We start from the raw sequence: 17,427 nt of genomic DNA, 5'->3' as shown, positions 1-17,427 counted from the left end.
TAATCTGTGTGGTTATACCAGGAGTCGCCTTTTTCCCTATTGTTAGTGCTGTCCTTATTCCATGGCTCAGGCTGAGCTTTATTAGTAAATTATGCGCATTTTGATCGCGTTACCAGGGTTACATCGCGTTATTCGCGGGGCAGAGGTAGCTTTTGAGCAATTGGCCATTCAACTTGCTGCCTTGCCTGACTGTCAAGTTACGCTAATAGGATCAGGGCATCCTAGGGCTGATGATCCTTACCAATTTCACCATGTTCCCTGCATCGCCCGCGAAACCTTTGAGCGATGGCCCGCTTTCCCTTTCCTGCGCGGGCACTATGTTTATGAAGAGCTAACATTTGTTCCTGGCCTGCTGGGAGCCTATAACCCTAATAACTACGATGTAACTGTTACTTGCAGCTATCCCTACACGAATTGGCTCTTACGGGCTAAACGCAATAAGCTGGGGCCAAAACACATTTTTGTCACCCAAAACGGCGACTGGATGTGTATCGCTGACAACGCGGAATATAAATACTTTGGCTGTGATGGCTTAGTATGTACTAACCCCGAGTACTTCGAGCGCAATAAGGCTAACTACCCATCGGTGCTTATTCCCAACGGTGTAGATCCAAACCTATTTAGTCCTGGATTGGGCAATCGTGCCAAACTTGGTATTCCTGCCCAGGCTCCCTTGGCAGTGATGGTTAGTGCGTTAATTCCCAGCAAGCGTGTACTCGAGGGCATTCGCTCCGCAGCTAAGGTGGACGGTTTACATTTAGCCATAGCGGGAGATGGTGAACTGCGCGTTGAGGTAAAAGCGTTAGGCGAGAAACTGTTGGGCGATCGTTTTCACCTACTAAAACTGCCTCGTGAGGCAATGCCCGATCTTTATCGCTGTGCCAATGTATTTCTGCACATGAGTCAGGATGAACCCTCAGCCAATGTTTACATCGAAGCACTTGCAACAGGGCTGCCAATCGTAACCCACGATCGGCCAGTAACGCGCTGGACTCTAGAAAATGAAGCTATTTTGGTGGATACATCCCAGGAAGATAGTGTGGCTGAAGGCTTAAAGCTAGCCCTTCATTCGAAGGGCGATAGCCATTACGTTCAAAGTCGCCGCGACTTAGCCATACGCCGCTTTTCCTGGGCTTCTCTAGCTAAAGAATATCGAGAGTTTTTTGAATCTGTTTGCCAGCAGCCAAGTAGCCTGTCGAACCAAATCCAACATTACTCGCTATAGCTCACGCCCAGTCCCATCCCTGGACCTCTATGAAACCTGGACCTCTATGAAAATAGAGGTCCAGGGATGGGGCTATTGCTCTACCGCCAAACCCAAGGGGCAGGTCACGTTAGTACCCCCTAAGCCACAGTAGCCACCTGGGTTTTTAGCCAGGTATTGCTGATGATAGGCTTCAGCATAATAAAATTCTGGGGCCTCCAGAATTTCAGTCGTGATATCACCGTAACCAGCAAGGTTAAGGGCCTCTTGGTAAGCCCGACGAGATTCTTCCGCAAGCTGTCGTTGGGATTCAGAGTATACGTAGATGCCTGAACGATACTGCGTACCCACATCATTTCCCTGGCGCATGCCCTGGGTAGGGTTGTGGTTCTCCCAAAAGGTTTTGAGGATTTGCTCATAGGAAACCGCTGACGGATCAAACACAACTCGCACCACTTCGTTATGACCCGTCAAGCCAGAGCATACCTCCTGGTAGGTGGGGTTGGGAGTATGGCCCGCAGCGTAGCCCACGGAGGTAGAATACACACCCTCTAGCTGCCAAAATTTACGCTCAGCCCCCCAAAAGCAGCCCATACCGAACAGGGCCAGTTCCATCCCAGCGGGAAATGGGGGAGTCAAAGGATTGCCGTTGACGTAGTGTTTGTCGGGCACGGGCATAGTTGCGGACCGGCCCGGAAGCGCCTCGCTGGCAGCGGGCATTTCAGACTTTTTGCCTTTGCCTAGACCAAAGAAAACCATAGGAATGCTTGCGATATGTGAAGGAGAACTAGCTAAACTATAGCGTCAACAATCTGACAATTCCCAGATGAGGATATCCCTACAGGTACGGCGTTCGAAGCGGATACTGGGGATCTAGCGGTATAAAAATGCCCAAAACCTCAAGGTTTTGGGCCAGGCCGATGCTTATAAAATTAACTAAATTTCCGGTCCTAGGGACTGATTTCGCTATTGTTCCGGGTTAGTGCCTAGGAATAATGGCGATCGAGCCGCAATACTGTTTCTAACAGCACATTGGCTCCGTTGACGCATTCCTCAGGAGTAGTGTATTCCACCTCTGAATGGCTGAATCCACCCTCGCTAGGCACAAAAATCATACCCATGTCGGTAAAGCGCCCCATTTCCAGAGCGTCATGGCCTGCCCGGCTGGGCATGGGCATGTGGCTGAAGCCAAAGCGATCGCTGACCTCAGCAATAATTGCTTGAATGTGGTCAGCTGCCGGACTCGGAGCGACATCGAGTTGGGGAACTAGATCAATAGTGGTACCAGTTTCTCGGGCAATTAGAACGAGTTCTTCCCTGAAGTCGTTGATCAGATCGTTGATGACATCCTGGTTGAGGTCACGCACGTCGAGACTGCACTGCACCTGACCAGGCACAATGTTGTCGGCATTGGGCCACACCTGTAGCGCCCCCACCGTAGCCACCTGATTGCCCGGGGGGCGCTTGCCCAACCGATTTACGGTCAGCACCACCTGGGCTGCTGCCACTAGGGCATCCTGACGATGATCCATCGGAGTGGTGCCTGCGTGATTGGGCCGCCCCTTGATGTGAATCTGGTACCGCTGCATGCCCACAATGCCCTGCACCACGCCAATCTGCTTTTGGGCTGTTTCTAGCACACCACCCTGTTCGACGTGAAGTTCAACAAAGGCACAGATGTCGTCGCGGCTGCGCGCCGAGAGAGGCAGCTGCTCCCAGTTGCCCCCTGCCCCATCAATGCAGACATCCATGGGCCGACCGTCCTTGCGGTGATAGTCAGCCGCATCTACGGAAGCAGTGCCAGCCATGGCTCGACTGCCAATCATGGTGTCTTCTTCGTCGGCAAAGACAATCACCTCAAAGGGATGATTGAGGGTGATGTTGTTCTCTTGTAGGGTACGAGCAACTTCGATGCCGGCCAGCACGCCCAGATTGCCATCAAATTTTCCGCCGCAGGGCACGGTGTCGATGTGGGATCCGGTAGCGATCGCAGGGGCATTAGTAAGGCCAGGGCGTCGCCCGATCAAGTTGCCAGCGGTGTCAATGCAAATGCTCAGGCCCGCTTCTACCATCCACCGTCGCACAAGCTCACGCCCTTGCAAATCTTCTGGACTAAAGGCCAGCCGACGGATACCGCCGTTCTCAAGCTGTCCGATCTGAGCCAGGTCATCAATGCTTTGGTTGAGGCGCTTGCCGTTAATACTGAGGGTTTTTAAGAGAGCCATGGGTCCTCAATAGGGGAGTAAAGTGAAGGGAGGTAACGCTAACTCCAGAAAACGTTACAGTTCATCATAGACCGTGATGCTGCTGTATACAGTCCATTGTATACAGCAAAGGTCTGCTGTTCTGTTTGGCAAGAACTTTCTCATCGTCAGATTTCTAGAGCGGTCAGAGCGAAATTTTACAAACTTCAAATCAGATGATCAGAGCCGAGCGACAGGGCTGGATCGGCCACACTCCGCCATCTTCGTTAAGGCCGCCTGTCGACCTTACGCCTTATGGGCATATTTAGGAGCCTTAGTCTATGAACCTGCTAGGAAGGCTAGACCAGTATTTTGTGCGATCTAAGGGCCAACAAAGGGGCAATGTACTTTCTATGATGCCGCTGTGGGGGTGCCAATCGGTGTCGTAAATTTACGTGATCGATGGGTTCAGCGGGGTTCTAAATCGGCCGCAGGTCAGATGAGGTTCCCTAGGGGCTGTCATCAATTAGTTGCTGATGGGTCAAAAATCAACGGTTACAGCCCCTAGCCTGTTTTTTTGGTCGGGCGTGGCAATGCTGGTGGAATCAGGATTTTAGCCAGAATTGATGACACGCCCTAAAACTGTCGCAGGAACCGCAGGTCGCTGGTGTAGAGGCGGCGAATATCGTCAATCTGATGCTGCACCATGGCCAGGCGCTCAACCCCCAGCCCTGCCGCAAAACCGCTGTAAATTTCGGGGTCATAGCCCACTGACTTCAGTACGTTGGGGTCGATCATGCCGCAGCCCAGCACCTCTAGCCACTCGCCTTGCCATTCCACGTCTACTTCGGCTGAAGGCTCGGTGAAGGGAAAGAAGCTGGGCCGAAACCGCACCGGGATCTCGCCGTAGAGAGCTTCTAAAAATACCTTGATGGTGCCGCGCAGGTCTGTGAAGGTAATGTCGGTATCGACCGCAATCAATTCAATCTGGTGGAAGACAGCGGCATGGGTGGCATCTACGGTGTCGCGGCGGTAGCAGCGGCCAATGGCCACGGCCCGCAGCGGTGGCTCGTTGGCCTGCATATAGCGAATCTGGGTGTTAGAGGTGTGGGTGCGCATCAGATGGCCATTGGGCAGGTATAGGGTGTCCTGCATATCGCGGGCCGGGTGGTCTGGCAAAAAGTTGAGGGCTTCGAAGTTATAGTAGTCGGTCTCGATTTCGGGGCCGTCGGCGATGGTATAGCCCAAACCCACGAAAATATCGACGATGCGATCGATGATGCTGTTGATGGGGTGAATGCGGCCCTGGGGCTGAAAGACGCCGGGCATGGTCACATCTAGGGTTTCAGTAGCCAGCTGAGCGTCGATTTTAGCGGCTTCGAGAGCGGTTTTACTCTGTTCTAGCTGCGTTTGGATCAGTTCTTTAACGTCGTTGGCCAGGGCCCCAATACGGGGGCGCTCGTCAGGGGAGAGCTTGCCCATGCCGCCCAGCACCTTGGAGAGTTGACCTTTTTTACCTAGATAGCCAATGCGCAGCTGCTCTAGCTCGTCCAGGGTAGTGGCAGCGGCGATCGCGCCCTGGGCAGCCTCCTTCATGGCCATGAGGTCGGTTTCGAGCGGGGTGGGTGCGGCAGTCATTCTAGGTGTATGGTGCAACAACAATAAATCAGACAAAACGGGGCACAGAAGAGGCGGGCGAGGGGCAAGCCTCGCCTCTGCGCTTTAGGCTTTGATTATTTTAGTGTGGCGGGGGAACAGTCATGAACATTCTAGTCAGCAACGACGACGGTATTTTTGCTTTGGGTATACGCACTCTGGCCACAGCTCTGGCAGTGGCGGGGCACCAGGTTACAGTGGTGTGCCCCGATCGGGAGCGGTCGGCCACTGGCCACGGCTTGACTATGCACAAACCTATTCGCGCCGAGATCATCGAATCGGTATTTAGAGACGACATTTTGGCCTGGAGCTGCTCTGGCACCCCCGCCGACTGCGTCAAGCTAGCGCTGGGGGCGCTGATGGCAACTCCACCCGATGTTGTGGTGTCGGGCATTAACCACGGCGCTAACCTGGGGACTGACGTGGTCTACTCAGGTACAGTATCGGCGGCAATGGAGGGGGTGATGGAAGGCATTCCTGCGATCGCCGTCAGCCTGACTAGCTTTACCCAGGGCAGCTTTGCCCCCGCCGCCGACTTTATCTGCGATCTGCTGGCCGATCGCGATCGCTTCCCGCTAGCGGCCCCCATGCTGCTCAACATCAACGTACCGGCGGTGGCAGCGGCGGAAATAAAGGGAGCCAAAATCACCCGCCAGGGTATTCGCCGCTATTTTGACCAGTTTGAGAAACGCCTCGATCCCCGAGGTAAAACCTACTATTGGCTGGCCGGAGAAGCTGTGGAAGAACTCGAAGACCCCTTGCCAAGCCAGGGTTGGCCCGTCGACCTGCAAACCTCCCTCGGGGCAATACCCACCGATATGCAGACCATTCGCGATCGCTACATTTCGATCACGCCGCTGCAATACAACCTCACTGCCGTAGGTGACCTGCTAGATTTAGCCCAAGGGCGACGGCCCCTCCTGCCAGGGTAAATCAAGCAAAAAATGCCCCCAACGGGATCTTGCTCTACTTCAGGGCAAACTAGGGAAAAAGGTCAATAGTATCTTGTGCCACCCCTATCTTCCCCGGTGGGGTGGCTAGCCCACCCTGACTATTTTGGGCAGAGTTCATTACTATTAGAGGAATCTCAGGTTAATACTCTACCCCGAGGCGCATCTACACCCTTTAGCCTGATGTCCCATGCTTTCCCACCCTCGAGAGATTCATGGCTGAGCTAACCGAGCAATTTTTAGTCCGGTTCTGGGGCGTGCGCGGAAGTATCGCCTGCCCAGGGCCATCTACAGTGCGCTACGGCGGTAATACCTCCTGTGTTGAAATGTCAGTGGGGGGGCATCGACTGATTTTTGACGGCGGCACAGGCCTGCGCGAACTGGGCCTCACACTGCTCAAAGAGATGCCCATAGAGGCCAACCTCTTCTTCACCCACTCGCACTGGGACCACATTCAAGGATTTCCGTTCTTTGTTCCGGCCTTTGTGCGGGGAAATCGCTTCAATATCTATGGCGCGGTTGCTCCCAATGGCTCCACCATCGAGCAAAGACTCAATGACCAAATGCTGCACCCGAATTTTCCGGTGCCGCTGCAGATCATGGGAGCAGACCTTAAATTCTGCGACATAGACGTTGGTGAAACCTTGCGCATCGGCGACATCACCATCGAGAATGCCCTGCTTAACCATCCTGGCGAATCGGTGGGCTACCGGGTGACCTGGCAAAATCACGTGGCTGCCTATGTCACCGACACAGAACATTACCCCGATCGCTTAGACGACAACGTGATTTGGCTAGCCCGCGACGCCGATGTCATGATCTATGACTCCACGTACACCGACGACGAGTACTACGACCCCAAATCCAGCAAAGTAAGCTGGGGCCACTCTACTTGGCAAGAGGCCGTCAAGGTTGCCAAAGCCGCCAGGGTGAAGACCTTAGTAATTTTTCACCACGATCCTGCCCACGACGACGATTTTATGGATCAAGTGGCGGCCCAAACCAAGGCTGAGTTCCCTCAGGCGGTGGTAGCCCGCGAAGGCATGGTGCTAGATCTAACGGCTTCCACCCAGGCTCCTATATCGTCGCTAACCAACGGTAGCTAGCGTCAGCAATCATTGAGTTCAGCTGACTTGACCGTTCCCCGGCCTGGGGGCGCAGCTTGTGTAAAAATGTAAAGCGTGTGGATCACCTCTTCTCTCACGACTGCTATTACCCCAACGGCCATTGCCCTGGGGAACTTTGACGGTGTTCACCTGGGTCATCAAGCCGTTATCAAGTCAGTGGTGCCTACGGCGACTGGGGCGGCCGCGCCGGTTGGGGCTGATATGTCTGACCTGGCTAGAACGGCTCTACGCGGCCTCAGCAACCGCCAAAGAGCCCAGGCTAGCGGTGTGACCAGCATGGCTAAAACCCCAGGGGGACTGATCACCCCAATGCCAACGGTGATGACATTCTTTCCCCACCCCCAAGAGTTTTTCTCAGGGCTGGCTCGTCCGCTGCTGACGCCGCTACCGGAAAAAGCTGCCCAGATCGGTCGTTTAGGCGTTGGGCAGCTTGTGCTGCTGCCCTTTGACCAGCACCTGGCCAATCTATCGCCCGAAGACTTTGTGGAATCGCTGTTGATCAACCAGCTCCAAGCGACCAGCATTAGCGTTGGCAAGGACTTTTGCTTCGGTAAGCGGCGCCAGGGCACCGTAGACGACCTCAAGGCCATGGCCAAGCGCCACGGCGTCCAGGTGCATATTGCACCTCTGACCTGTCTGGGCACAGAACGGATTAGCAGCTCTCGTATTCGCCAAGCCCTGGAGAAAGCCGACTTAGACGCGGTTAAGGCGCTGTTGGGAAGGCCCTACAGCCTGATTGGCCGAGTGATCCAGGGGCAGCAGTTAGGCCGCACCCTAGGCTTTCCGACGGCTAACCTGCATTTACCGACCGAGAAATTCTTGCCTCAGAGCGGGGTTTACAGCGTTTGGGTGCAGGGGGCCGCCCAAACCCCTTATCCTCTGCTGCCTGCGGTCATGAACCTGGGCACCCGACCGACGGTAGAGGAAGGTGCCCTCACGGCCGAGGTGCACCTCCTGAACTGGACTGGCGACCTCTATGGCAAAACCCTTGAGGTCCACTTACACAGCTTTTTACGGCCAGAGCAAAAATTTAATTCGCTAGCTGACCTCAAAGCTCAAATTCAGCGCGACTGCCAGCAAGCGCTGGGAGAATTGGCGCGATCGCCCCGCCAGATCGGTCATTGAGCATCCCTGTAGGCAGTTGAGGTTCTATCGGGGCATCATAGGCCTATATAGCAGGGGTTACCAGCATGCGCGAGCGGATTGAAACGCTAGTTCAAAATTTAAACAAGACCATTGTTGGCAAATCAGATTCAATTCGCCTGGTGCTGATAGCGTTGTTTTCAGGGGGGCATGCACTCCTTGAAGACGTGCCAGGGGTGGGCAAAACTCTGCTGGCCAAGTCTCTAGCTCGCTGCATCGACGGCAAGTTCCAGCGGATTCAGTGCACCCCCGACTTGCTGCCTACCGATGTCACTGGCACCAATATTTGGAACCCCAGCAGCGGCGAGTTTCAGTTTATGCCAGGGCCAGTCTTTGCCAATATTCTGCTGGCCGATGAAATTAACCGAGCCACCCCGCGTACCCAGTCGGCCCTGCTGGAGGTGATGGAAGAGCATCAGGTGACGCTGGATGGGCGATCGCGTCCGGTCCCCGATCCATTCTTTGTCATCGCCACCCAAAATCCGGTGGAATACCAGGGTACGTTCCCGCTGCCTGAGGCCCAGATGGATCGCTTCGCCCTGTCTTTTAGTCTGGGTTATCCCACCCAGGATGAAGAACTCAGCATGCTTCAGCGCCTCGGAGTCAGCACGTCTCCCCACAGCATTCAGCCCTGTATCAGTCTGAATGAAGTCATGGCCCTGCGGCAAGAATGCGCTCTGGTAACGGTGGAGGAATCGCTCCAGCGATACATTCTAGATTTGGTCAGGGCCACCCGAACTCACAGTGAAATTACCCTGGGGGTCAGCCCCAGGGGATCGGTAGCGTTCCATCGAGCTATTCAAGCCCTGGCTTACCTCGAAGGGCGCAGCTATGCCATCCCTGACGATGTGAAGCAGCTAGCTCCCCACGTGCTGGCCCACCGACTTATCCCTGCCGGGCACCATCGCCCCCAGCAGCTGGTTGCCGATCTACTAAACACCACTCCGATTCCTTAGATCACTTGGCAGTGATTGGTCCAGTCCAGGCAGAAAATTCCCCCGCAACAATGGTAGTTTTTAGAGCCAAACAGCCCATAATAGGGGCGGTGAACTGAAGGATCGCAATCTCCCATGCCAAGAACGCCCAGTGAGTACATCATTCACATGCTGTTTGATGGCGGCCACCACGAAGAGGTGCGCTTTTCCTCAATTCAAGATTTTCAGAAGTGGTACAGTGGCGAACTGATGCCCAAGGCCACTTCCGAAGAATTTATTACGGTGCCCCTGCCCAAGGTCAACCCCGGTGAATACATGGTGATTCGCCCCGCTCGCATTAGCGCCATTCGGGTCGAGCCAGTCTTTAGCTCTAGCGTTGAACGGTTTTGATGCAGGTTTGGTCTATTAGGTTTGGTCCCAATACCGGGCAGAGAATCGCAGTCCTCATTTCCCTGCTAACTTTTGGATTGGCTACGTCCTTACCAGCGGCAGCAGAGTTAGCTGGGCATAGCCTGTCCCCGACGCCAGAACCCGCCCCAGAACAGACCTCAACGCAGTTGCCGCTGCGGCCGATGACGAGGGCTACAGCCGCCGCTGTGTGGCCCACTCTGGTGCTGCCCGAGGATCGCCAGGCGTTGATGCAGGCGATCAGCTATAGCCTCGACTATCTGGCTACGCCCAGGGCGGCGGCGGACTATCAGAACTACCCAGTACCGGAGATTACGCGCGATCGCGTGTGGCGCAGCCTCCAGCGTCTGCGGCAGTTAGTGGCCACAAGCTCCAGCGATCGCGCCTTCCAAGCCGCCCTGCGGCAAGAATTTGTGCTTTACGAATCCGTCGGTTCTGACGGCGAAGGTACCGTTGACTACACTGGCTACTTTGAGCCTCAGTACCGGGCCAGTGCCTTGCCCACCGCCGAGTACCGCTACCCCCTCTACCGACGGCCTCCGACCTTAGATAGCTGGCCCCAACCTCACCCCACCCGCCTAGAGCTGGAGGGAGCCGATGGGTTGGCCGGGAGCCGAGGCCCTTTAGCAGGTCTTGAGCTTGTGTGGATGGCCAGCCGCCTGGAGGCGTTTCTGGTGCAGGTACAGGGGTCTGCCAAGCTTCAGCTTACCAATGGACAAACCATGTCGGTCGGCTATGCAGGCCGCACTGAGTATCCCTACACCAGCATCGGGCGCGCCCTGGTCAATGACGGTAAAATTGCCGAGGACGAGCTATCGCTGCCCAATTTGGTGACCTATTTTGAGGCGCATCCAGAGGATTTAGATCGATATTTGCCCCAAAACCAGCGATTTATTTTCTTTCGCGAAGGCAGGGATGGGCCACCGATGGGAACCCTCAACGTTCCAGTAACTGCGGGCTACTCCATCGCCACCGATAAGTCTCTGCTGCCTCCTGGCGCGATCGCGGCTATTCAGGTTGCTCTGCCGCAGCAGACATCTCAGGGCAACTGGATCAGCCAACCCACCACCCGATTAGTGCTCGATCAAGACACGGGGGGCGCTATTCTTGGCCCAGGGCGCGTCGACCTGTTTGTAGGATCTGGCCCCCAGGCCGGGGATCTGGCAGGACGAATCAATACCTCAGGGCAACTGTATTTTCTGCTGCTGCGCCCCTGAGCACACAGGGTAGGCCATGGCTATATTCCCCTCGGTCTGCCAAAGTAGGGGTGTTACCCTATACGCCTATGGATACTTCCTTTGCCCTCACCATACAGATCGTGATCACGGTGTTGGCCGGGGTCACAGCACAGGTGATCGGAGAAATAGCCAGGGTTCCAAGCATTATTTTTTTGCTGCTGCTTGGCATCGGCCTAGGACCAGACGGCATTGGCTTAATCCATCCCCAGGATTTAGGGGTGGGCTTAGAAGTAATTGTGGCACTGAGTGTGGCGCTAATTCTTTTTGAGGGTGGGCTGAGCCTGGAGTTAAGTGAACTCGGCCAGGTCTCAAACAGCCTCAGGAATCTAGTCACCATCGGTATCTTTGTCACATTAATCGGTGGCGGCATGGCGGCCCACTGGCTGGGGGAGTTTCCGTGGTCGCTGGCGTTTCTCTATGCGTCTTTAGTAGTAGTTACTGGCCCTACAGTGATTAGTCCCCTGTTGCGCCAGGTGGAGGTAGATCGCAAAGTAGCTACTTTGCTAGAAGGCGAAGGGGTGCTCATTGACCCCGTGGGAGCCATTTTGGCAGTGGTAGTCCTGGATTTTATTTTGAATGGTGATGCCGACCCAGCCATGGTGGTCGGCGGGCTGATTTTGCGGCTGGGCATTGGCACATTGATTGGCATGGTGGGCGGTGGACTGATGGGCCTGCTGCTAAAGCGGGCCAATTTTCTTGGGGAAGATCTGCGTAACTTGGTGGTACTGGCGGGACTGTGGGGACTGTGGGGACTGGCTCAGAGTATTCGTAGTGAGTCAGGGCTGATGGCCACAGTAGTAGCCGGTATGATGGTGCGGTGGTTGTCAGTGCCAGATGAGCGGCTGCTGCGCCGATTTAAGGGGCAGCTAACAGTGCTGGCGGTATCAGTGCTGTTTATTTTACTGGCGGCAGATCTGTCCATTGCCAGCGTATTTGCCCTGGGGCCAGGGGCGGTGCTGACAGTGCTGGTGCTGATGGTGGTGGTGCGGCCGTTTAATATCTGGTTGTGCACTCGTTCCAGCGACCTAAACTGGCGGCAAAAGCTATTTTTGGGCTGGGTTGCTCCACGGGGAATTGTCTCAGCCTCAGTGGCGTCTCTATTTGCTATTTTGCTGACCGAGCGGGGTATTAGCGGCGGCGACGCCATTAAAGCCCTGGTGTTTCTCACCATTATTTTGACAGTGTTGGTGCAGGGGTTAACGGCGCGGCTAGTGGCTCGCTGGCTCGGTATCACCAAAGCCGATGCTATCGGTGCTGTCATTGTAGGGTGTAGTCCTCTTAGCCTGTTGATTGCCCGTTTACTCAAAGAGTATGGCGACCCGGTAGTGATAATTGATACTAACGAAGCAACCGCCGCTGCCGCTGAGAAGGAAGGCATTGAACTACTAATCAGCAGCGCCCTAGACAGCGATGCCCTGGAAAAAGCTGGCCTAGATAAAGCCGGTACCTTTTTAGCTATGACCAAAAATGGGGAAGTCAATATGGTGGTGGCCCAACGTGCTGTGGAGGAGTTCCAGCCTGCCCGAGTAATAGCCGTTGTACCCCAGGATAAAAGCCTTGGGGAGTTGTCTAAAGGGCAGCTTAAGGGAGCCCAGACCCCTCGCTTGTCGCTCAAACAATGGAATGCATACCTTACTGATGGGGAGGTACGCCTAGGTGAAACCCAGTTGAGGGAGGAGGACACAGTTGCTCAAAAGGCCCATTTGGCCGCATTTGTACAGGGCGGTAGCATGATGCCTCTACTGGTTGAGCGCGATGACGCCCTGCGGATAATGCTGGAACCAGAGGCTTGGGAAGTAGGCGATCGCATTATTTACCTGTGGCACGATTCTAAACCCAAGCTGCTCAAGCAGCTAGCAGGGGGCATTCAGCCCTCCCGTCTTACCCTAGAAACCATCGCCACTGTTGAGGCAGTGCCCCCCAAACCTAGCGAACCCCTGTCTGAGCCCGAGGCCCTGTCAGCAGTTTTCCCGAATGTGGTAGATTCTGCCGATGGAACTGCTTCAGAACCTGGGACAAAGCTGGTGGCAGATGCTGTCAACGACGATTCTGCATCGACCGCAGACACCTAGTCTGCCCAAAACCTACCAAGCTTAATAATCAGCAGCGTTTCCCCTAGGCTAGGCAGCGTTTCTAGCCGCAGTTACGCTGATTGCGCAATTTTGCAATATTTATGGCATCCAATCTTGATTACTTCTCTGAGCTAGGCATCCTCACTGGCGTTGGGATCGGTCCAGGCGATCCTGATCTGCTGACTCTCAAAGCCCTGAAGTGTCTGCAAAGTGCTGACGTCATTGCCTTTCCCAAAGGACGCAACGGCCAACCTGGGTTGGCCCAGCGCATTGTCGCACCACATTTAGGCCAACAGCGTCAGCTGCCCCTAGAGTTTCCCTATGTCTTAGACCAAAGTGAGCTGTCTAGAGCCTGGCAGCAGGCCTGCGATCGCGTTTGGCAGTGTCTTAGCCAGGGGCAAAATGTGGTGTTTGCCTGCGAGGGTGATATAAGCTTCTACAGTACCTTCAACTACTTGGCGCTTAGTTTAAAGCAGCGCTATCCGGCGGTACACATAAATCAAGTACCAGGTATTTGCTCACCCATGGCGGCGGTCAGTGCCCTAGGGCTTCCTCTAACCATGCAGGATGACAAGCTGGTCGTTCTGCCAGCAATTTACGCCATGGCTGACCTCGAAGCCACACTAACTTGGGCCGACGTAGTCGTGCTACTTAAAGTCGGATCCGTATATAGCAAGATATGGGCACTACTGGAACGAAGGCAGCTTTTAGAGCAAAGCTGGGTTATCGTCAATGCTACCCAGCCTAACCAAAGGATCTACCGCCCTCTTACACTTCATCCCCATATTGACCTTCCTTACTTCTCCCTGATGGTCATTAGATCAGGGGCAAATCCGCTACCCTAGAAAAGAAATAGGAACCCAAGCCTATAGGACTAAGTCAACGCACCATATCAACGGTAGACAGCGCATTCGGCATGAATCTACTTACTGCACCTCGGCTCAATCAGTTGCTTATCACCTTTCGTCAACCCCAATGGATTGCCGCTATTGTGTCACTGGGTTTTCATGGCGCACTATTTGCCGCCAGCCCTTCCTTTTCCAGCCTGAATATGGCTGCCCTAGGGGGTACTAGCCCGGAATTAGAAGAGCGCCGAGTGCCCTTAATCGAACTTACCCCTGAAGAGCAGAACCGCTTGCCAAATTTCTCTGCCTCCCCCTATTCGTTATCCCCAGGCAATAACGGAGATTTGTTTAGCCTGTTTCCACCCTCAGGCGATAGCTTACCTTTGGAGCCGGGTTCAGATTTTGGGGCGTCAATTAAAATACCAGCGCCTCAAATACCTTCTAATTCATTCCCCACTGGTATTTCTCCCTACACATCTCCTGGACGTTCCACATTTAGACTCTCTCCCCGACGTTCTGCCTTAACCCCCATTCCCGGCGTTAGTGATTTAGGGGGACGTTCTGCACCTTCTACCCCAAATTCCACACCCAGAGCAGCTTCTACTCCCGCAACTACAATTTCTGGAGATGATGATGCACCTAGAGCCGCCGATTTAGACATCCACCAGAACAATAGCGAAGACAATGCTGCCAACAGCACTCCCAGATCCACTAGTTCTTCTGCTTTAAACACAAACACCCCAGGAGATGAGCAAGTCAATGACCTGTTAGCCCGCGTTGAGTTTAGCGACGCTCAAACCAATGCTGCAGACGTTGAGAAAGCCAAAGCGGAATGGTTAGAAAGCGTTAAAGCTAAGTTAGGAGATAGCGTTGCCGAAGCTCCTAATTCCCCCACCATTGAGGTGCCATACAGTGGTCGACTATGCTTAAATCCGGAACCCACTGATGGATTGTTAGGAGTCGTGGGTGTACCCGATGAAAGTACTGGACTTAATTTTTGGACGACAGTGCTTAAGAGTACAGGCTATCCATTCTTAAATGAAGCCGCCCAACAGGCAGTGCAAGAGCTACAGCAACAGGAAGATACCGAAGAAAGCCCCCTCACTGCCAATACTCTTTACCAAGTTGTTGTAGAAATAGGTTATGACAAAGAGAACTGTGTTAGCCGTGAAACGCTGTTACATTCTCGCACAAGCGATTAAGATAGCCTAATGCAGCAGCAGAGTATCTACGGAGAAGCATCTGTTTTAAAGACTTTTATGCCTCAATAACTATCTTGGTCGAGGGCCTATAGCCCTGCTTTAATAGCCCTCGACCACTTTATAGGAACGCAGATACCTGCCAGCTACTTATATAGCCATGGTCATATGCTTAGAACCTGAGTAACTGCCATTGGCAAAAACTGGAACAGCGTACTGGCATATAGCCACCGCTCCAGAGGCTATGCAAATGTTCTAGCCAATTCAGCGATGGCTATACATTGAGAGAATTGCAGTGAAAGAGCAGCAGCGGTAGTTTTGGGCGTCATTGCACAACTTGCTTCAAGGGTAAATAAATTTAAGAGTACGCTGATACCTTTGCTAACATTAATATACCCGGTAAAGCAACTAAGCTTTGGGGGCAAGGACAACGTCAGCATAAGTTCCAGAGCGAACAACTTTTCCCTTCTCAAGCACATAAATGCGATCGCAATGCTCAATAGTAGATAAACGGTGAGCAATGATAATCAAGGTTTTTGAACCAGCCAGTGCTCTAATCGAGTTGCTAATTAACTGTTCAGTTTCGTTGTCTAAGGCAGACGTAGCTTCATCTAGCACTAAGATCTCTCTCTGATGGTAAAGCGCTCGAGCAATACCAATGCGCTGCCGCTGACCACCCGAAAGCCGAACTCCTCGTTCGCCAACTGCCGTATCAACACCTTGAGGCAAGTCTTGAACTAGCGCCTCAAGCTGAGCCGCCTTGATAGCATACCAGAGGCGATCATGATCGATTTCGGCCTTTGGAACTCCAAAAGCGATGTTCTTCTCTACAGTGTCATCTGTTAAAAAGATGGACTGAGGAATATAGCCTACCAACCTTCTCCAGCCCTGCAAATTTTTATAGATTGATTGACCGTCTACTAAAATATCTCCACTCTGAGGAGTCAAAAGGCTTAGAATAACATCTACAAGAGTTGTCTTGCCCGCTCCAGACTGACCTATCAGGCCAATAGATTCTCCTTTTCTAACCTCCATTGAAATACCATTCAAGGAAGGCTTTGAAGCACCAGGATACTGATAAGAAACGTCAGAAATTGTTAGCTTCTGAGCATATTCTGGAATAGATAGGGCATTGAATGTTTGGGCCAAACCATTAGATAGGGAAGAACTCTTCGGCTCCTTAAATTCAGTATTTTCAATCTCCTTAAGATCTAAATACATGATGTCTAGAGTATGAGAAGAATTTCGCAACTTACCAACACAATCTGCTAAGTTACTTGCGGCTGGAATCAACCTTAAAGAGGCAACTGCAAAAACTCCCATACTAGAGATAGCTGCTTGGAAATCTTGACCCAACATTAGTTGAGAAACACAGACAAATCCAACAATGGCAATTACTAAGAGAGTCTCAATCATCGTCCGTGGAACAAACTGAGCACTTTGAAAAAGAATTTCCATACGTGCTTCTTGATGCACATGCTCCTCTAATTCCCTTCGAAAATATTCTTCACAACCAAATACTCGAGTCTCTTTTATGCCCCCCAAACCATGATTGACAGCCTTAATCGTTTCCTCTCGAGCAAGGGTTGATAGATGTCCCCATCGTTTTAATCGCTTAAGCAAGAATGAGAAAACGAAAAAAGCAGGCAAAAGTGCGCCTAGAGAGACTAATAGCAGGAGAATATTAGTTTTTGCCATCAACACTAGAAGTGTCAAGACTACAATAATATGAGAGACAGATTCAACCATAGGTAAGGAAACCATAAAGCCAAATCTATGCGTTTCATTTGTGATTTTATTGATATAGTCCGCAGTATTTCGTGAAAGGTGAAAATCGTAAGGTGCAAGTAGGTAAGTATTGAAAAGCCGCTTTTGAACAGCAGCGCGCTGGTTGAATAGAACCTTATAAGAGTACCGCTTGCTCAAAAAATAAACGGTTGCTTTCACCAAAAATATAACGACAATAAAAGCTCCAAACCAAACAATTAAATCTCCCAAGCTCTTAAAATCAAATTTTTGGTAGACCCAAGCAAAAGTGCTATTGTCCTGAACAACCTTCTGCGGATCCCCGGCCAATTTCAGGAAAGGTCCAATCAATCCAATACCAAAGGCTTCCAGTATAGATGTCAGTATAAAAATACCAACTAATAGAATTAATTGGCGATGGTGCCCAGAAAACACGTAGAGAAACTTATGAAAGTAATTCAATGCCTCTTCCCTCTCAAGAATTATCGAGTATTCCTGCATGCAAGAAATATATATGATACAAATCTCACATCCAAGATAGTTTTAGAACCGATGAGCTATCGCCCGAAGGAGGCATAACTCAAGTTTAGCCATAGGAAGTGCATCATAGTAGCAATGCGTACATAGGCTCACTCCTGTCAAGTGGCAGCTTAAGTAGACTTCCCTAGAGTTTATGTTACCCAACATAATAGTAAAGCATAGCCTCAATCAAACAGTGTAT

The 17,427-nt window shown here is 52.5% G+C and carries 14 protein-coding genes; 10 read left to right on the top strand and 4 right to left on the bottom strand.

What is annotated here, in order from left to right; genetic code table 11:
- The first annotated feature begins 91 nt into the window (after positions 1–91).
- Positions 92–1,225 (top strand): glycosyltransferase family 4 protein, encoded by a 1,134-nt coding sequence (locus LEPTO7104_RS0110240; protein WP_017298483.1) that lies wholly within the window; start codon positions 92–94, stop codon positions 1,223–1,225.
- A gap of 72 nt (positions 1,226–1,297) precedes the next feature.
- Here the strand turns inward: LEPTO7104_RS0110240 and msrA are convergent, their stop codons facing one another.
- From msrA to pheS, 3 genes are all read right to left on the bottom strand, one after another.
- Positions 1,298–1,963: a peptide-methionine (S)-S-oxide reductase MsrA gene (msrA, locus tag LEPTO7104_RS0110235; protein ID WP_017298482.1), complete on the bottom strand. Its 666-nt coding sequence runs from the start codon at positions 1,961–1,963 to the stop codon at positions 1,298–1,300.
- Between the two features lie 227 nt (positions 1,964–2,190).
- Positions 2,191–3,429, bottom strand: a complete 1,239-nt coding sequence (locus LEPTO7104_RS0110230; protein WP_017298481.1) for a Zn-dependent hydrolase — start codon at positions 3,427–3,429, stop codon at positions 2,191–2,193.
- Between the two features lie 594 nt (positions 3,430–4,023).
- Positions 4,024–5,025: a phenylalanine--tRNA ligase subunit alpha gene (gene pheS / locus LEPTO7104_RS0110225; RefSeq protein ID WP_017298480.1), complete on the bottom strand. Its 1,002-nt coding sequence runs from the start codon at positions 5,023–5,025 to the stop codon at positions 4,024–4,026.
- A 122-nt stretch (positions 5,026–5,147) separates the two neighbouring features.
- Here pheS and surE point away from each other — a divergent pair, with 122 nt between their 5' ends.
- The 9 genes from surE to LEPTO7104_RS39995 all read left to right on the top strand — a co-directional run bounded on the left by surE (position 5,148) and on the right by LEPTO7104_RS39995 (position 14,963).
- Positions 5,148–5,975: a 5'/3'-nucleotidase SurE gene (gene surE, locus LEPTO7104_RS0110220; RefSeq protein ID WP_017298479.1), complete on the top strand. Its 828-nt coding sequence runs from the start codon at positions 5,148–5,150 to the stop codon at positions 5,973–5,975.
- Between the two features lie 233 nt (positions 5,976–6,208).
- The gene (locus LEPTO7104_RS0110215) at positions 6,209–7,099 is read left to right on the top strand and encodes an MBL fold metallo-hydrolase (protein ID WP_040695375.1); all 891 of its coding nucleotides are present in this window, start codon (positions 6,209–6,211) and stop codon (positions 7,097–7,099) included.
- A 75-nt stretch (positions 7,100–7,174) separates the two neighbouring features.
- A complete protein-coding gene (locus tag LEPTO7104_RS0110210) occupies positions 7,175–8,245 on the top strand; it encodes a bifunctional riboflavin kinase/FAD synthetase (protein ID WP_017298477.1) in 1,071 nt (356 codons plus the stop codon).
- 65 nt (positions 8,246–8,310) lie between these two features.
- A complete protein-coding gene (locus LEPTO7104_RS0110205) occupies positions 8,311–9,219 on the top strand; it encodes an AAA family ATPase (protein WP_017298476.1) in 909 nt (302 codons plus the stop codon).
- A 114-nt stretch (positions 9,220–9,333) separates the two neighbouring features.
- Positions 9,334–9,588, top strand: coding sequence for a hypothetical protein (locus LEPTO7104_RS0110200; RefSeq protein WP_026072559.1), 255 nt, complete (start codon positions 9,334–9,336; stop codon positions 9,586–9,588).
- A gap of 182 nt (positions 9,589–9,770) precedes the next feature.
- Positions 9,771–10,823, top strand: a complete 1,053-nt coding sequence (gene mltA, locus LEPTO7104_RS0110195; protein ID WP_225886960.1) for a murein transglycosylase A — start codon at positions 9,771–9,773, stop codon at positions 10,821–10,823.
- A gap of 68 nt (positions 10,824–10,891) precedes the next feature.
- Positions 10,892–12,916 carry a cation:proton antiporter gene (locus tag LEPTO7104_RS0110190; RefSeq protein ID WP_017298473.1) on the top strand — a complete coding sequence of 675 codons (2,025 nt, stop codon included), beginning with the start codon at positions 10,892–10,894 and terminating at the stop codon, positions 12,914–12,916.
- Between the two features lie 101 nt (positions 12,917–13,017).
- Positions 13,018–13,761, top strand: a complete 744-nt coding sequence (locus tag LEPTO7104_RS0110185; protein WP_017298472.1) for a precorrin-2 C(20)-methyltransferase — start codon at positions 13,018–13,020, stop codon at positions 13,759–13,761.
- A 71-nt stretch (positions 13,762–13,832) separates the two neighbouring features.
- Positions 13,833–14,963, top strand: coding sequence for a hypothetical protein (locus LEPTO7104_RS39995; RefSeq protein WP_155523582.1), 1,131 nt, complete (start codon positions 13,833–13,835; stop codon positions 14,961–14,963).
- 405 nt (positions 14,964–15,368) lie between these two features.
- Here the strand turns inward: LEPTO7104_RS39995 and LEPTO7104_RS0110180 are convergent, their stop codons facing one another.
- Positions 15,369–17,168: an ABC transporter ATP-binding protein gene (locus LEPTO7104_RS0110180; protein WP_040696448.1), complete on the bottom strand. Its 1,800-nt coding sequence runs from the start codon at positions 17,166–17,168 to the stop codon at positions 15,369–15,371.
- Positions 17,169–17,427: the final 259 nt, after the last annotated feature.

Origin of the sequence: Nodosilinea nodulosa PCC 7104, assembly GCF_000309385.1 — a bacterium.
Lineage (GTDB): Bacteria > Cyanobacteriota > Cyanobacteriia > Phormidesmidales > Phormidesmidaceae > Nodosilinea > Nodosilinea nodulosa.
This window is presented reverse-complemented; position numbering and strand designations above follow the sequence as displayed.

What these genes read in the sequence shown, in the direction of transcription:
- LEPTO7104_RS0110240 (WP_017298483.1), top strand. Translation starts at nt 92, where the DNA reads ATGCGCATTTTGATCGCGTTACCAGGGTTACATCGCGTTATTCGCGGG.
- msrA (WP_017298482.1), bottom strand. Translation starts at nt 1,963, where the DNA reads ATGGTTTTCTTTGGTCTAGGCAAAGGCAAAAAGTCTGAAATGCCCGCT.
- LEPTO7104_RS0110230 (WP_017298481.1), bottom strand. Translation starts at nt 3,429, where the DNA reads ATGGCTCTCTTAAAAACCCTCAGTATTAACGGCAAGCGCCTCAACCAA.
- pheS (WP_017298480.1), bottom strand. Translation starts at nt 5,025, where the DNA reads ATGACTGCCGCACCCACCCCGCTCGAAACCGACCTCATGGCCATGAAG.
- surE (WP_017298479.1), top strand. Translation starts at nt 5,148, where the DNA reads ATGAACATTCTAGTCAGCAACGACGACGGTATTTTTGCTTTGGGTATA.
- LEPTO7104_RS0110215 (WP_040695375.1), top strand. Translation starts at nt 6,209, where the DNA reads ATGGCTGAGCTAACCGAGCAATTTTTAGTCCGGTTCTGGGGCGTGCGC.
- LEPTO7104_RS0110205 (WP_017298476.1), top strand. Translation starts at nt 8,311, where the DNA reads ATGCGCGAGCGGATTGAAACGCTAGTTCAAAATTTAAACAAGACCATT.
- LEPTO7104_RS0110200 (WP_026072559.1), top strand. Translation starts at nt 9,334, where the DNA reads ATGCCAAGAACGCCCAGTGAGTACATCATTCACATGCTGTTTGATGGC.
- mltA (WP_225886960.1), top strand. Translation starts at nt 9,771, where the DNA reads ATGACGAGGGCTACAGCCGCCGCTGTGTGGCCCACTCTGGTGCTGCCC.
- LEPTO7104_RS0110190 (WP_017298473.1), top strand. Translation starts at nt 10,892, where the DNA reads ATGGATACTTCCTTTGCCCTCACCATACAGATCGTGATCACGGTGTTG.
- LEPTO7104_RS0110185 (WP_017298472.1), top strand. Translation starts at nt 13,018, where the DNA reads ATGGCATCCAATCTTGATTACTTCTCTGAGCTAGGCATCCTCACTGGC.
- LEPTO7104_RS39995 (WP_155523582.1), top strand. Translation starts at nt 13,833, where the DNA reads ATGAATCTACTTACTGCACCTCGGCTCAATCAGTTGCTTATCACCTTT.